The following is a 14,371-nucleotide window of genomic DNA, read 5'->3' as shown; positions in this document are numbered from 1 at the left end:
ACTTATACCAATCCCACCAACCTCTTGGAGTGAGCAATGAAGTGTCCAACTGACGGAGCAACACTGGTTATGTCTGATCGCTCAGGAGTAGAGATTGACTACTGCCCTGAATGCAGAGGTGTCTGGCTCGATCGTGGTGAGCTTGACAAGATTCTTGAACGCTCGGTTTCAGCACCCGCTCCTGCCCCCGCCGCAGCTGCTGCACCGCCCCAATACAACGCTCCACCTCAGTACAACTCGTATCCGCAAAATGGCTACAAGAAAAAGCCGCACAACTGGCTGACAGAAATTTTTGATTAGACCCCACTCCTCATTGGGTAGTCGGGCCTCCTTCGTCTCGGGAGGCCCGACTTTTTTTAATTCGTGCGCCTGGGGCGAACGGCACTCCGCCTGAGGCGAACACTGCCGTGTTGAGAGTGTTTGCTCCAGTAGATTGAAAAACATCGCAAGCGAAATCTCTTGCGGTTGTTGAAATGGAGTTGACATGGCCGACTTGGTAATGCCGAACAACGTCTTTGAGCGTCTGTTAAAGGACCGCATCATTTGGTTGGGTTCGGATGTGCGTGACGATAACGCGAATGAGATTTGCGCCAAGATGCTTCTGCTGGCCGCTGAGGATGCAGAGAAAGACATCTACCTTTACATCAACTCTCCCGGTGGTTCGATCACTGCAGGTATGGCGATTTACGACACCATGCAGTTTGTTCCCAATGACATTGTGACCGTGGGTATTGGTATGGCTGCCTCGATGGGACAGCTGCTGCTGACCTCGGGCACCAAGGGTAAGCGTTACATCACTCCTAACGCTCGTGTTCTTCTGCACCAGCCTCACGGTGGCTTCGGTGGTACTGCTTCTGACATCCAGACCCAAGCACAGCTGATCAACTCCATGAAGCAGAGCTTGGCTGAGATCACAGCAGCTCAGACGGGTAAGACTGTTGAGCAAATCAACGCTGATGGTGACCGTGACCGCTGGTTCACCGCTCAGGAAGCTCTCGAGTATGGCTTTGTTGACCATGTTCGTGCCTCAGCAAGCGATGTCACCGGTGGTGGCGGAACCAAGACTGCGTAAGCGCCAGAGACAGATTCGAGGACTACACATGACTATCCCAAACTTTGGCGGAACCGCATTCAATAGACAGGAAGCTCCTTCCAGCCGCTATGTTCTTCCTACTTTTGAAGAGCGCACCGCATACGGTTACAAGCGCCAGGACCCCTACGCCAAGCTGTTCGAAGACCGCATCATATTCTTGGGTGTCCAGGTTGACGATGCTTCGGCAGATGACGTGATGGCTCAGCTTCTGGTGCTTGAAAGTCAGGACCCAGACCGTGACATCGTGATGTACATCAACTCTCCCGGTGGATCTTTCACCGCAATGACGGCAATCTACGACACCATGCAGTACATCCGCCCCCAGGTCCAGACAGTATGCCTCGGCCAAGCAGCATCAGCTGCGGCTGTGCTGTTGGCAGCAGGTGCTCCCGGTAAGCGTCTTGCTCTGCCCAACGCACGTGTTCTCATTCACCAGCCTGCAACTGGTGACGCAGGTCGTGGTCAGGCATCAGATATCGAAATCCAGGCCAAGGAAATCATGCGTATGCGTGAATGGCTGGAAGAGACTCTGTCCAAGCACTCGAACCGTTCTGTTGAACAGGTCAACAAGGACATCGACCGCGACAAGATCCTCTCGGCTGCAGAAGCACTCGAGTATGGACTGATTGACCAGGTGTTGACCTCGCGTAAGAACGCTGCTATCGGCGCCTAAGTTCAGTACATTTCACGAAAACCCCGGCTTCGGTCGGGGTTTTCGCTTTTTCGGCACGCCGACGCCACGCATTCACAGGTGAACAGCAACGTCTGTGGTTCGGGTTAGGCTCGAATGTCTCGTATTTCCAGATGAGAAGGAGTTGACCATGGCACGTATCGGCGAAAGCGCTGACCTGCTCAAGTGTTCCTTCTGTGGCAAAAGCCAGAAGCAGGTAGCTCAGCTCATTGCGGGCCCCGGCGTTTACATCTGCGATGAGTGCGTTGAACTGTGCAACGAGATTATTGAAGAACGTCTCGCAGAAGCCAACGAAGAGGGCGTTATTGCAGATTTCGATCTGCCCAAGCCCCGCGAAATTTTTGCATTCCTTGAGGAATACGTCATTGGTCAAGAACCAGCCAAGAAAGCCCTCTCCGTTGCGGTTTACAACCACTACAAGCGCGTGCGCGCTGGTGAGGGTGTTAAGACCGCCGAAGAAAAAGCAAACGAAGTTGAGATTGCCAAGAGCAACATCCTCCTCATTGGTCCCACCGGATGTGGAAAGACCTATCTTGCACAAACTCTTGCTCGCCGTCTGAATGTTCCGTTCGCTGTTGCTGACGCAACATCGCTGACGGAAGCCGGCTATGTCGGTGAAGACGTCGAAAACATTCTTCTCAAGCTCCTGCAGGCAGCTGACTTTGATGTGAAGCGTGCAGAGCAGGGCATCATTTACATCGATGAAATCGACAAGATCTCACGCAAGGCAGAGAACCCCTCGATTACGCGTGACGTATCTGGTGAAGGTGTTCAGCAAGCACTGCTGAAGATTTTGGAAGGCACCGTAGCCTCCGTTCCGCCACAGGGTGGTCGTAAGCACCCCAACCAGGAATTTATCCAGCTGGACACCACCAACGTGCTCTTCATCGTTGCCGGTGCATTCGCAGGGCTGGAAGACATCATTCAGTCCCGTGCAGGTAAGACCGGTATCGGTTTTGGTGCTCCGTTGCAGAGCAAGGATGAAGCACGTGACTTCTTCGCAGAGGTACTCCCGGAAGACCTGCACAAGTTTGGTCTGATTCCTGAGTTCATTGGTCGTCTTCCCGTGATCGCAACAGTGTCGCCACTAGATCGCATTGCACTGATTGACATTCTCACTGAGCCCAAGAACGCACTGGTCAAGCAATACCAGCGCATGTTTGCTCTCGATGACGTTGAGCTTGAATTTGAACCTGCAGCACTGGATGCCATCGCTGACTTGGCCGTAGTGCGCCAGACGGGGGCACGTGGTTTGCGGGCCATCTTGGAGAACGTCCTCGGGCCCATCATGTTCGAAGTTCCCTCAACAGACCAGATTCATAAGGTCATCATCACGGCAGAGTGCGTCACCGAAAATGCTGCGCCGACCGTAGTTCCCCGCTTGAGCTCAGCTGTGATTGAGCCAGAAGAACGCACTGCCTGATAACATTCTTCTAACCTGATTTATTCAGGTGTAAGCGACTGCCGAGCCCGGCCCACGCTTCGCGGACAACTAGGTGTTGTCTTTTTCGCGAAAGTGTCCCGAGGAAAATATGAGCAACGCATCACCGTCCAGTTCTCTTGAATTGAATATTGGCGTGCCCTTTTCTTTTGAGGTTTACCCACCACGCAACCCTGAACTCCGAGATGCACTGCACGAAACCATCCTGGAACTTGCCGCATCTGGTCCAGATTTCATCTCCGTCACCTATGGTGCAGGTGGCTCTTCTCGTGATGCCACCTTGGATTGCGTGAAATTCATTCTGGAAAACACTGATGTTGAGCCGATGGCTCACCTCACCTGTGTTGCTGAGTCCTATCAGGGTGCCAATGAGCTCGTGCGGACATTTCTTGACGCTGGTGTCCGTTCTTTCCTCGCCTTGCGTGGAGACCCACCACAGGGAACGCAGGAAGGCGAGGACTTCCTCGGAGACTTAGGTAGTGCAGCGGAACTTACCCAGCTCATTCACCGTGTTCAAGCAGAACGTGAACCATTCGTGTTCGTGGAAGAACCCAGATGGCATGCCGGTGCAACACGTCTGAGCCAAAAGCGTGAGTTTGTTCGTATTGGTGTTGCTGCATTCCCTAATGGGCATCCTCAGTCACGCTCGAAGACCCAAGACATTGATGTTCTGCTGGCCAAAGAAGCTGCAGGAGCAAACCTGGCCATCACCCAGTTGTTCTTCCACGCTGATGACTACCTCTCCTTCGCTCAGAAGGCGAAGGAGGCAGGCCTGAGCATGCCTATCATTCCGGGCATCATGCCGGTGATTAGCCCAGGACGTTTGCGTCGCATGATTGAGATCTCTGGGGAAGATATGCCCAGTGATTTGGAGATTGCTCTTGAAATTGAGCCCACAGTTGAAGGTCAGCGGGAGATTGGTGTTGAGCACGCAGCGAACTTAGCTCGAGAGCTCATGGCCGGGGGAGCGCCCGGTATTCACTTGTATGCCTTCAACCAAAGCGGACCGGTATTGGATGTTCTGCGTAGGCTCGAAGCCTGAAGATTGAGATAAATAAAAGGCCCGCACGCTGTATTCAGCATGCGGGCCTTTAGTTTGTGGAGGTTTAGACCGAACGAAGAACCGTGACGACCTTGCCCATGATGGTGGCGTGGTCTCCCAGGATTGGTTCGTAGTTGCTGTTGCGAGGAAGCAACCAGGTGTGGCCATCACGTTGACGGAAAACTTTGACAGTTGCTTCATCATCAAGAAGAGCAGCAACCATGTCACCGTTCTCTGCTGTCTGTTGACGGCGCACGACGACGAAGTCACCATCGCAGATTGCTGCGTCAATCATCGACTCACCTTTGACCTTGAGCATGAAGAGCTCACCATCGCCAACAAGCTGGCGAGGCAGCGCCATCGTGTCTTCCGTGTTCTGCTCAGCAGTGATGGGGCCACCTGCGGCAATTTGACCCACCAGTGGGACCTGAACCGCTTCACCTAGAGGGATGATGTTGTCTGCCACAGGAGCGACCTGACGAGGAGTTGATCCCTGGCCGAGAACCTCAAGGGCGCGAGGAAGTTTGGGGTCACGGCGAATGTAGCCACCGAGTTCTAGCTGTTGAAGCTGATAGGTCACACTCGCCAATGAGGACAGACCAACTGCATCCCCGATTTCTTGCATGGAAGGGGGGTAGCTGTTTTGGTCAATGTACGCGGTGATGACGTCGAGGATAAGTTGCTGCTTTGCACTCAGCCCTTTGCGACGTTTGCTTGTGCCAGCTGCTGTCTCAGTCATGGCTTATTCCGATCTGTCTGGGAGTGTTCCAATCCACAAACCGGAATGTCCGTGGTTGGTGATGAACTATCTCCATTACCGAAAGAGTATTCGAAATATGGGAAGAAAACAAACACATATTCGAAAATTCCGCAAGTAATGTCCCAAAAACCTTCAATATCTACTTGACATTGAATGAATACGAATATATCTTCGAAATATATCTTCGAATCGGGTTCTCCCGGCCGAGAGCCCGATTCGAGATAAAACAGGAAAAGGAGAATCTCATGAGCGCAGTACTCGCATTCACCGCACCAATTCACCGCCCCGTCGAACCTGACTACATTGACGAGCCATGCAGCGAAACTGGCAGTGTCCGTAGCTCCGGTCACACTAACAACGTGACTTACGTAAACTTTCTTCCTGCAGCTACCCCCACCACTCGTCTTCGAATCACCAAGCGTGGTCGTCGAGTTCTCACAGCCCTTGTTGCGCTTCCTCTCGTGATCGGCGCCCTCGTCGCGGCACTCAACAGTGGTGGTGCTGTGGCGACTGCTGAAGGTGCATCACAAGACTTCACATATGTGACCTTGTCCTCGGGGGAGACCCTGTGGCACCTCGCTGCTGAAATTGCACCCAACGCTGACCCACGTGACGTTGTGGCAGAGATTGTCTCGCTGAACAACCTAGAAGGTCCTGTACAGGCAGGACAGAAGATCGCTTTACCTGCAGGTTACTAAGTCACATATTCCTGCATTCTTCTTTTCGAACGCCGGCTCCTAGAAGGGGGTCGGCGTTCTTCCTTTCTTTCACGGCTTAAACTGAAGAGGTGACTTCTCTTGACGACCTCCCCATTCGCGACGACCTTCGGGGCCTCAAGCCTTATGGCGCTCCTCAAGAGCACGTGCGCGTGGAGCTCAACGTCAACGAAAACACACACCCCGTACCACCGCAGGTTGTTGAAGACATCATGGGGCGAATTCATATAGCTCTGGGGCGAATCAACCGATACCCAGATCGTGAATTCACCGAACTGCGCAAGGCACTAGCCACATATTTGGGTCACGGGCTGACTGCAGAGAACATCTGGGCGGCAAACGGATCCAATGAGGTCATTCAGCAGTTACTCCAAGCATTTGGTGGTCCTGGCCGCTCGTTGCTGGCATTTCCTCCCACTTACTCCATGCATTCCATCATTGCCTCAGGAACAGGTACGCAGTGGATTCCCGCCCAGCGTGATGCTGACTTTGAGATTTCCCCCGCAACGGCGGTTGCAGCCATCAAGGAACACAAGCCTGACATCGTGTTCTTCTGCACCCCCAACAACCCCACAGGAACCCCTGTCTCGCTAGAAACTATTGCTGCGGCCTATGACGCAACAGATGGCATTGTTTTCGTCGATGAGGCTTATGCCGAGTTTGCGCCTGAAGGTGAGCCCACTGCGTTGACATTGTTGGCTGGTCGTCCACGCCTGGTCATCTCCCGCACCATGAGTAAAGCTTTTGCCTTTGCTGGTGCTCGCTTGGGGTATCTCGCTGCTGATCCTGCTGTGACCGATGCTCTTCGCTTGGTGCGTTTGCCCTACCATCTCTCTGCACTGACGCAGGCAGCTGCGGAAGGAGCACTGGCACACACTCCAGCAATGCTGGCGATGGTCGATGACATTCGTTCTCAACGAGACCGCCTCGTCACTGAGCTCACTGCCCTCGGATACACGCCATATCCCTCAAGTGCGAACTTCGTTCTCTTTGGTGGAGTTCGTCATCCTCAGGATGTGTTTGAGAAACTCCTAGCTCAAGGAATCATCATCCGTGACATCGGTATGCCCCACCACCTACGTGTGACGGCAGGTACGGAAGCAGAAACCACCGAATTCCTGGATGCCCTAGCAGCCATTGACGGCTCGATTAATGGCGCTCTTTAAGCTCCACTAAACTGGAGCTATGACACAGGCACCGCGCATTGCGAGCATTTCTCGCACCACGAGCGAGTCAAGCATTGAACTCACCATCAATCTTGATGGCAGTGGTGTGAGCAACATCGAGACCACTGTTCCTTTCTTTGACCACATGCTCACGGCGTTTGCAAAGCACTCTCTCTCAGATCTAACTGTCAAGGCTTCTGGTGACACTCACATTGATGTTCACCACACCGTTGAAGACATCGGTATTTCTCTGGGTCTGGCGATTCGTGAAGCGCTGGGGGATAAAGCCGGTATTTCTCGCTTTGGTGACGCACTCGTTCCGTTAGACGAATCCCTCGTTCAGGCGGTTGTTGACATCTCTGGACGCCCATTCCTGGTGCACTCTGGTGAACCTGCAGGATTTGAATTCCACCTCATTGGTGGCCACTTCACCGGTTCCATGGTTCGTCACGTTTTCGAAGCAATTACCTTCAACGCGGGTCTTACTACTCACATCACAGTTTTGAACGGTCGTGACCCTCACCACATTGCTGAGGCAGAGTTCAAGGCGTTTGCTCGTGCATTCCGTCAGGCCAAAGCACTTGACCCACTCGTGCAGGGAATTCCCAGCACGAAGGGTGCTCTGTGACCCAAAAATCCGTCGTTGTTTTCGACTACGGCACGGGAAACATTCACTCCGCAATCAAAGCGGTAGAGCTTGCAGGAGCAAAGGTCGAACTGACGCGCGATAAAACCAAATGTGCTGAGGCAGATGGTCTTCTCGTTCCCGGTGTTGGGGCTTTTGCTGCCGTGATGGAAGCACTCAACACAGTTGACGGCGGAGAAATCATTGAACGTCGCCTTGCAGGGGGCCGTCCAGTGATGGGCATCTGTGTGGGTATGCAGATTATGTTTGCCAATGGTCTTGAAGGTGGCGTTGATACGCCTGGCCTCGGTGAGTGGGATGAGACAGTCCACAAGCTTGATGCGCCGATTCTTCCCCACATGGGGTGGAACACGGTTGAGGTAGGCCAAAACTCGAAACTCTTCAAGGGTATCGAGAATGAGCGCTTCTACTTTGTGCACTCCTACGGTGTCACGGAATGGAACCTGGACGTCATTCCGCCCTTCCCACAACCATCGGTCACCTGGGCCGAGCATGGCCAACGCTTTATTGCTGCGGTTGAAAATGGTCCACTCGTTGCAACCCAATTCCATCCAGAAAAGTCCGGCGAAGCAGGTATTCAGCTGTTGCGCAACTGGCTCGAAACTCTCTAACACTGACATAAGGAACATCTCATGACTGCGCCAATTCTTGAACTTCTGCCTGCTGTTGATGTTGCCGAAGGCAAAGCTGTCAGACTCACTCAGGGTGCGCTGGGAACCGAAACGGACTTTGGTGACCCCGTTGATGCTGCCTCCGATTGGGCTCAGCAGGGAGCTGAATGGATTCACCTCGTCGATCTCGACGCAGCTTTTGGACGTGGTGAAAACCGCGCCTTGCTCCGTCGTGTGATCGTCGAAGTCCCCGGAGTGAAGATTGAACTCTCCGGTGGCATTCGCGATGATGCATCTTTGGAATCTGCCCTTGAAAGTGGAGCGACCCGTGTCAACCTCGGAACTGCAGCACTGGAAAACCCAGAATGGGCCGCTTCAGCAATAGCGCGCTATGGTGACCAGATCGCAGTGGGTTTGGATGTTCGCGGTGAGACGTTAGCAGCCCGTGGCTGGACTCAAGAAGGTGGAAACCTCTGGGATGTTCTTGCCCGCTTAGAAGACGCCGGCTGTGCTCGCTACGTTGTTACCGATGTCACACGCGATGGCATGCTCAACGGCCCCAACCTCGAGTTACTCACTGCCATCACGCAGAAGACGGGTAAGCCCGTTGTGGCCTCTGGTGGAATTGCCAGCCTTGATGATCTTGTTGCTCTGCGTTCACTGGTTCCACTGGGCGTTGAAGGTGCGATTGTAGGTAAAGCGCTTTATGCTCACAAGTTCACACTTGAACAAGCAATCACTGTTGCGTACAAGTAGCTCTCCTAGGTAAGTTGATGTCCCATTCCCACGACAGTCACATGTTCGGTTCAACCGATCACGCAGACTCTGCGGGGCAGCCCTGGGAAGGGCGTGAATTTGAAGCCAACCCTTTCGCTGATGACAATGGTGAAATCTCTGAGGAATTAGCTGGAGCGCTGAACACTTTTCGTTCTCTTGGCTTGGAAGACCCTCTTCGCGCTGAGGCTCTTATTGGAGTTATTGATGCGATCCGTTCCACACGTTTCCTAATCCCTTTGCTTGCTGAGGCTGGAGATGTTGGCGTCAACGCTGTTGGTCTTGTAGTTGATAAGACTCAAGAGCTTGCGATTGTCACCGTGGAAGGGCCTCAGGGGCAACGAGTATTGCCCGTATTTACGAGCGTTGCCGCTTTACAGCTGTGGAATCCTCAAGCTAGACCTGTGCCCGTAGAAGCCAGACGTGCCGCATTGGCTGCAGCCGCTGATGGTGCGCAGTGGATTGTCATTGACCCACAATCTCCAACAGAACTCATTCTGCGCAGACCGGTCATTGCTGCTATCGCTCAGGATTTATCGTGGCAACCTGCATATCTGGATCTTGAAGTTCAGCAGGCATTCAACGCATCTCTAGCGGGACAAGACGTCGTCAAAACCATCACGTTGTTGGCGGGAGACCCTGACGCTCGCGGAATGAGTGAAGACCTCATCGTTCAGATTGGATTGCCACCACTGCTGAGTTCTGAGCAGATTCAAGACGTAGTTTCGCTTTTGTCCACGCGCTGGGCTCAGGATGAAACCATTGCATTGCGGGTCGACTCAATGAAGCTTCAGCTCACTCCAGTGAACTAAATGATTACCAAAGGAACCCGGCCCTATACAGGCTGAGTTTCTCTGGTAAGTGTAGTGATGGAAACGTGGCGCTTTCGCGAGATCGCAACAGCCGTTACCGCAATTGCTCCGAGTGTCCACAACACCATTGCAGTGATGGCACCTGCGAATCCAGACACCTGCCCATCACTGATGATGGCCTGCAACGCAGTTACCGCTTCTGTAGCTGGTGTATAGCCCAGGATGCTATCGAGTATCTGTGGCACCGTTGAGATTACGCCTGTGACTAGGATAAGAATTCCAACCGCAAGTGAGACCAGGCGGCCAAAACCGCCCAATACGGCAACTAGAGCTTGGTTGGTTGCTGTAAATGCCAGGCTGATGAGCGCTGATACCAGTGTGATCGAGACCCATTCCGCAACGTCGTAGCCTTGCGCGAAAGCAATCACGGTTGCTACCGCAACCGCTTGCAAAATCGCTGCCACGGCAGGGATTCCGTAGGCACGGGTTGCTAGCGAGAGTGAGGATCGAGTTGATTCAAGTACACGCAGCGGAATGGCTCTAAGCACAATGAAGATGGCAAGTGCGCCCAGCCAGAGTGAAAACACCACATACAGGGGAGTGCTGTTAGCGCCGAAGGTGAGCCCGCCACCGTTCTTGATTCCTACCGGGGCAGTAACAAGATCAGCCAGAGTGCTGACTTGATCCTCGGTGTAGGTCGGGATGTTGGAAATAGCCTCATCGAGTCCGTCTGCAAGCTTCTGAGAACCATCGCCCAGCGCACTCGCACCAGAAGCGATGCCGCTCACTCCGGTAGCGATACCTGAGCTACCTGCAGCAAGGTCACTAATGCCTGTTGAAAGCGCAGGCATTCCACCAGCTAGTGCCGAGGTTCCAGTTGAGAGGCCCGAAGTTCCTTGAGCAACGCCCGCAGCTAGAGGAACTAGCTGTTGTGACAGAGTTCCACTAATCGTGTCTAGTCCGCCACAATATTGCTGATTGTTGCTGGTAACAGCAAGACAGGTGTTCCCTGAAAGTGCAGCCAGACCCCCGGCGGTTTGGCCTAGTGCTCCAGACAACTGCTGCGCATAGCCATCTGTTGTTGCTGCTCCGTTGGCAAGCTGTTGCGTTTGTGAAGGAAGCTGAGAGGTCTGAGCGTTCAGTGCCCACATTCCTGATGAGAAAGTGGAGGCTCCGGTTGCTAACTGGTTTGCACCATCTGCGAGGGCATAAATTCCCTTGGTCAGTTCATCTGAACCATTTGCTGCTTCAGATAAACCAGTGCTCAGGTCACTGAAGCCAAGTAATACACGCTCCAAATAGAGTGAGGTGAGTTGCTGGTTCATGAGGTTCACAGCCGTTGAGGTAATTGCTGTAGTGATTGCGTCATCTACGAGTCGGCTCTTGTTGCTGGTTGTCACCTCAATCAACGCCTGGGTGGCATCTGTGGCATTACCCATCGCCGAGGTGGCAACCTTGGAGAAGTTCTCGGGGATGGTTACCGCAGCAACATAGGTTCCGTTCTCAAGGCCTTTCTTAGCGCCTGATTCATTTGTGATGACCCAGTCATAGTTGGTGTCTGAGCCGTCTCCTTCAACCAACCCCGCAGTCAAGAGGCGTCCCAGTGGTGTGATCTGGCCATTGACGGTGACGGGCTCATCGTTATTGACGATGGCTGCCTTGACTCGGTCGAGGCGTTCTGTGGGGTTCCACAGTCCCCACATCAACCCACCAACGACAATGAGGGGAACAAAGATCAACCCGATCACGACAAGAAGTTTGGGCTTGCTTTCGGTTTGACCGCTGAGTCTGGTGAATAACGAAGCCATGTTTATGCCTGCACTTTCTTGCGTGGGGACGACGCATTGTCGAGATCAAGTACCTGAGCATCTACGCGAGCACTGAGGAAGCTACCCCAAGTTTCAACGGGCATGTCATCGGTGGTGCCAACCAAGACTGTGAGGGGCCGGCCCGACTGTGCTGCAGTTTCGCGAGCGGCTGCGAGAGCATCTGCCACCGCGTAACGTTCGCTTTCAGCGGTGAGGAAGTCGATGTTGTCCAAGATGATGATCTGTGGTTTTTCCGAGGAGGCATCTTCGATGGCTTCGACGGTGTTGCGGTTGGCGTGAGTGGATACATCAATCAGTGCAACGCGCGAACGCACTGCTCCAGAACGAACTGGCAGGACCATGTTGGCAACTTTGAGCTTTCCGGTTTCGATATCCAAACGTCCGCTGAGTGCCAACAGAAGTGCCGAGGTGGCAATCTTGTCACTCCCGGTCACAAACAGGGTTGTTCCTGCAGGAAGGGTAAATGAAAGTTTGCGGAAGTAGGAGCGGGAACCTTCTGCATTGGTCAGGCCAATATCTTCTGCAGCAATAGCGAGGTTCTTATCGCCTGGCCAGTTAGCCAGCTCAAGTTCGTGCTGAACGCCCTCACCCTCCACATCAAAGTGGGGGAGCACGCGATCAAGCCACTTGGGCATATACCAGGCTTTATCGCCCAATAGCTGCATCACGGCAGGAACAAACGTCATGCGCACGATAAAGGCATCAACGAAGATACCCACTGCCAGAGCTAACGAGATGCCTTTCATGTTGACATCTCCCTCGGGGACGAAGGCGGCAAAGACAGCAAACATAATCACGGCAGCAGCAGTGACAACCTTTGCGGAGCCCACGAATCCAGTCACAATCGACTTGCGAGCTTTACCTGAGTGGACGTAGTCCTCACGCATGCGAGCAACCAAGAACACTTCGTAGTCCATGGCCAGACCGAACAAAATACCCATCACAATAATCGGCATAAAGCTCAAAATTGGACCTGGGCGGTCGATATGGATGAGGCTCGCTCCCACGCCTTCTTGCATCACAAGCGTGACAACACCAAAGGCGGCAACAACACTAAACAGGTAGCCCACAGCTGCTTTGATGGGCACCCAGATGGAGCGGAAGACCATCGTGAGCAAAATCAGCGACAGACCCACCACCACAATTCCAAATGGGAGCAGTGCGTTACCGAGGCGTTCCGACACATCGATACCACTTGCGGTGAAGCCTGTCACAGCCAGGTCAACACCATATTTGTCCTGGAAGTAATTGTGTTTGTCACGAATGGCCTGAACGAGCGCTTTCGTCTCTTCAGAAGCAGGAGCCCCCTCGGGGATGACTTGAATAATGCCTGTGTCGGCGGTCATGTTGGGGGTTGCAAGTGGAACGGCAGCAACACCAGGAATCTTTTCCAGTTCTGTCTTGAGATCATCCATTAATCCCAGTGGGTCAGTGCTGGTAACGATGGTTCCGGTGACGAGTAGGGGTCCGTTGTATCCTTCCCCAAAGTTTTCGGCAACAAGGTCGTAGGTGATTCGAGACCGGTCAGTGGGGGCATTTGACCCCGCATCCGGTAAAGCTAGGCGAAGATTCAGGGCAGGGAGTGCGACGACTGTAATCACGGCAACAACGGCCAGAATTGTCACAACAGGGAAACGTGTGACGCCAGTAACCCAGCCCAGGAAGAAGCGGTTGGGCGTGTGGGCCTTGGCTTCGGCCTTTTTCGTTTTCTTTGGCTTGGGGCGCAAGCGCTCGCCGGCAAAGCCCAACAGTGCAGGAATAAGTGTGATGGAAATCACGACAGCTACACCGACCCCGACGGCAGCGGCCACACCCATCGTGGTGAGGAATGGTATGCCTGCAATTCCCAGACCAACCAGGGCAATCATCACAGTCAAACCGGCAAAGATCACCGCTGAGCCAGCAGTTCCTGTGGCCCGAGCAGCTGCTTCTTCGGGGGTGTCACCCTTACGAAGTTCGTCTTGATGCCGGGAAATAATGAATAAGGCGTAGTCGATACCCACAGCCAGGCCCAGCATGAGCGCAAGCATGGGGGTTGTGGAAGTGACCTTAGCGAAGGCGGTTGCCAAGAAGATCAGGGCAATAGAGATTCCCACACCTAAAAGCGCAGTAATCAGGGGCATTCCAGCAGCTAAGAACGAGCCAAAGGTGAATACCAAGACAACCAGGGCCACGCCCACCCCAATGAGTTCGGTGGCTGTCACGGTGGGCATACTCTGGCTGTATATCTGACCACCGAGAGAAACGGTGCTTCCCTCCGGCAGATCAGCTTTGAGTTGCTCAGTTGCTTTTTCTAACTCTGCAAGTGACGCGTCGGTTATTTCTGCCGTGGGTCCAGAAAATTGGATGCTGATCAGGCCAGCTTTGTCATTGTTGCTAATCGCCCCGTTGATGCGCTCATTAAAGGGAGAGGTTGCGTTATCAATCTGGGGGAGAGTTGCCATGTTGTCGGCAGCAGCATTGAGTGCGTCTTCATAGGTTGGGTCAGTGATGAACTGCCCGTCAGCTGCCACCACGATGATTTGTGCCGAGGCACCACTGACTTGGGGGAATGTGGTGCTCAAGGAATCCAAAGCAGCTTGTGACTCGGTTCCGGGAATGCTGATGCTGTTATCGAGCCCTTTGTTGAAGACCGCGGCGGCACCACCAATGGCAACAAGTATGACCAGCCAGGAAACGAGAACGAGGCGGCGTGAACGATAGGCCCAACGTCCCAGCGAATACAGCAAAGATGACATGACTGCCCTTGTTGTCAGGCGACTGCCGGTGATCAGCCGGTGCCGCGCGGAA

The 14,371-nt window shown here is 53.6% G+C and carries 14 protein-coding genes; 11 read left to right on the top strand and 3 right to left on the bottom strand.

The features are described 5' to 3' along the window. Window positions 1–36 precede the first annotated feature (36 nt). From AUMI_RS03865 to AUMI_RS03845, 5 genes are all read left to right on the top strand, one after another. Window positions 37–300 carry a TFIIB-type zinc ribbon-containing protein gene (locus AUMI_RS03865; RefSeq protein ID WP_096381515.1) on the top strand — a complete coding sequence of 88 codons (264 nt, stop codon included), beginning with the start codon at window positions 37–39 and terminating at the stop codon, window positions 298–300. Window positions 301–484: 184 nt separating this feature from the next. Then, window positions 485–1,072, top strand: coding sequence for an ATP-dependent Clp protease proteolytic subunit (locus AUMI_RS03860; protein ID WP_172418250.1), 588 nt, complete (start codon window positions 485–487; stop codon window positions 1,070–1,072). A 28-nt stretch (window positions 1,073–1,100) separates the two neighbouring features. Further along, entirely contained in the window at window positions 1,101–1,766 is a 666-nt protein-coding gene (locus AUMI_RS03855) for an ATP-dependent Clp protease proteolytic subunit (RefSeq protein ID WP_096381512.1), read from the top strand. Between the two features lie 148 nt (window positions 1,767–1,914). Next, a complete protein-coding gene (gene clpX / locus AUMI_RS03850) occupies window positions 1,915–3,207 on the top strand; it encodes an ATP-dependent Clp protease ATP-binding subunit ClpX (protein WP_096381511.1) in 1,293 nt (430 codons plus the stop codon). A gap of 109 nt (window positions 3,208–3,316) precedes the next feature. Next, window positions 3,317–4,267, top strand: coding sequence for a methylenetetrahydrofolate reductase (locus AUMI_RS03845; protein WP_096381509.1), 951 nt, complete (start codon window positions 3,317–3,319; stop codon window positions 4,265–4,267). A gap of 64 nt (window positions 4,268–4,331) precedes the next feature. On the opposite strand, the gene lexA is transcribed toward AUMI_RS03845, so the two are convergent. Beyond that, the gene (gene lexA / locus AUMI_RS03840) at window positions 4,332–5,006 is read right to left on the bottom strand and encodes a transcriptional repressor LexA (RefSeq protein ID WP_096381507.1); all 675 of its coding nucleotides are present in this window, start codon (window positions 5,004–5,006) and stop codon (window positions 4,332–4,334) included. Window positions 5,007–5,272: 266 nt separating this feature from the next. Between lexA and AUMI_RS03835 the strand changes: the two genes are divergently transcribed. From AUMI_RS03835 to AUMI_RS03810, 6 genes are all read left to right on the top strand, one after another. After that, entirely contained in the window at window positions 5,273–5,725 is a 453-nt protein-coding gene (locus tag AUMI_RS03835) for a hypothetical protein (protein WP_342411732.1), read from the top strand. An 89-nt stretch (window positions 5,726–5,814) separates the two neighbouring features. Then, entirely contained in the window at window positions 5,815–6,909 is a 1,095-nt protein-coding gene (locus AUMI_RS03830) for a histidinol-phosphate transaminase (protein ID WP_096381504.1), read from the top strand. A gap of 19 nt (window positions 6,910–6,928) precedes the next feature. Then, the gene (gene hisB / locus AUMI_RS03825) at window positions 6,929–7,537 is read left to right on the top strand and encodes an imidazoleglycerol-phosphate dehydratase HisB (protein WP_096381502.1); all 609 of its coding nucleotides are present in this window, start codon (window positions 6,929–6,931) and stop codon (window positions 7,535–7,537) included. Then, window positions 7,534–8,166 (top strand): imidazole glycerol phosphate synthase subunit HisH, encoded by a 633-nt coding sequence (hisH, locus tag AUMI_RS03820; protein ID WP_096381499.1) that lies wholly within the window; start codon window positions 7,534–7,536, stop codon window positions 8,164–8,166. Before hisB ends, hisH begins: the two co-directional genes overlap by 4 nt. 21 nt (window positions 8,167–8,187) lie before the next feature. After that, window positions 8,188–8,922, top strand: a complete 735-nt coding sequence (gene priA, locus AUMI_RS03815) for a bifunctional 1-(5-phosphoribosyl)-5-((5-phosphoribosylamino)methylideneamino)imidazole-4-carboxamide isomerase/phosphoribosylanthranilate isomerase PriA (protein ID WP_096381496.1) — start codon at window positions 8,188–8,190, stop codon at window positions 8,920–8,922. Between the two features lie 17 nt (window positions 8,923–8,939). After that, window positions 8,940–9,752 carry an SseB family protein gene (locus tag AUMI_RS03810; protein WP_096381494.1) on the top strand — a complete coding sequence of 271 codons (813 nt, stop codon included), beginning with the start codon at window positions 8,940–8,942 and terminating at the stop codon, window positions 9,750–9,752. Between the two features lie 23 nt (window positions 9,753–9,775). Here the strand turns inward: AUMI_RS03810 and AUMI_RS03805 are convergent, their stop codons facing one another. Next, on the bottom strand, window positions 9,776–11,560 hold the full coding sequence (locus AUMI_RS03805) for a YhgE/Pip domain-containing protein (RefSeq protein WP_096381491.1): 1,785 nt from the start codon (window positions 11,558–11,560) through the stop codon (window positions 9,776–9,778). Between the two features lie 2 nt (window positions 11,561–11,562). Next, window positions 11,563–14,319: an MMPL family transporter gene (locus AUMI_RS03800; RefSeq protein WP_096381489.1), complete on the bottom strand. Its 2,757-nt coding sequence runs from the start codon at window positions 14,317–14,319 to the stop codon at window positions 11,563–11,565. Window positions 14,320–14,371: the final 52 nt, after the last annotated feature.

Origin of the sequence: Aurantimicrobium minutum (genome assembly GCF_002355535.1) — a bacterium.
Taxonomy (GTDB): domain Bacteria; phylum Actinomycetota; class Actinomycetes; order Actinomycetales; family Microbacteriaceae; genus Aurantimicrobium; species Aurantimicrobium minutum.
The sequence above is the reverse complement of the archived record's forward strand: the minus strand, read 5'-3'. Positions and strand labels throughout refer to the sequence as shown.

Coding starts and splice junctions, on each gene's coding strand:
- AUMI_RS03800 (WP_096381489.1), bottom strand. CDS start 14,319: ATGTCATCTTTGCTGTATTCGCTGGGACGTTGGGCCTATCGTTCACGC.
- AUMI_RS03865 (WP_096381515.1), top strand. CDS start 37: ATGAAGTGTCCAACTGACGGAGCAACACTGGTTATGTCTGATCGCTCA.
- AUMI_RS03860 (WP_172418250.1), top strand. CDS start 485: ATGGCCGACTTGGTAATGCCGAACAACGTCTTTGAGCGTCTGTTAAAG.
- clpX (WP_096381511.1), top strand. CDS start 1,915: ATGGCACGTATCGGCGAAAGCGCTGACCTGCTCAAGTGTTCCTTCTGT.
- AUMI_RS03845 (WP_096381509.1), top strand. CDS start 3,317: ATGAGCAACGCATCACCGTCCAGTTCTCTTGAATTGAATATTGGCGTG.
- hisB (WP_096381502.1), top strand. CDS start 6,929: ATGACACAGGCACCGCGCATTGCGAGCATTTCTCGCACCACGAGCGAG.
- AUMI_RS03835 (WP_342411732.1), top strand. CDS start 5,273: ATGAGCGCAGTACTCGCATTCACCGCACCAATTCACCGCCCCGTCGAA.
- AUMI_RS03810 (WP_096381494.1), top strand. CDS start 8,940: ATGTCCCATTCCCACGACAGTCACATGTTCGGTTCAACCGATCACGCA.
- priA (WP_096381496.1), top strand. CDS start 8,188: ATGACTGCGCCAATTCTTGAACTTCTGCCTGCTGTTGATGTTGCCGAA.
- lexA (WP_096381507.1), bottom strand. CDS start 5,006: ATGACTGAGACAGCAGCTGGCACAAGCAAACGTCGCAAAGGGCTGAGT.
- AUMI_RS03805 (WP_096381491.1), bottom strand. CDS start 11,560: ATGGCTTCGTTATTCACCAGACTCAGCGGTCAAACCGAAAGCAAGCCC.
- AUMI_RS03855 (WP_096381512.1), top strand. CDS start 1,101: ATGACTATCCCAAACTTTGGCGGAACCGCATTCAATAGACAGGAAGCT.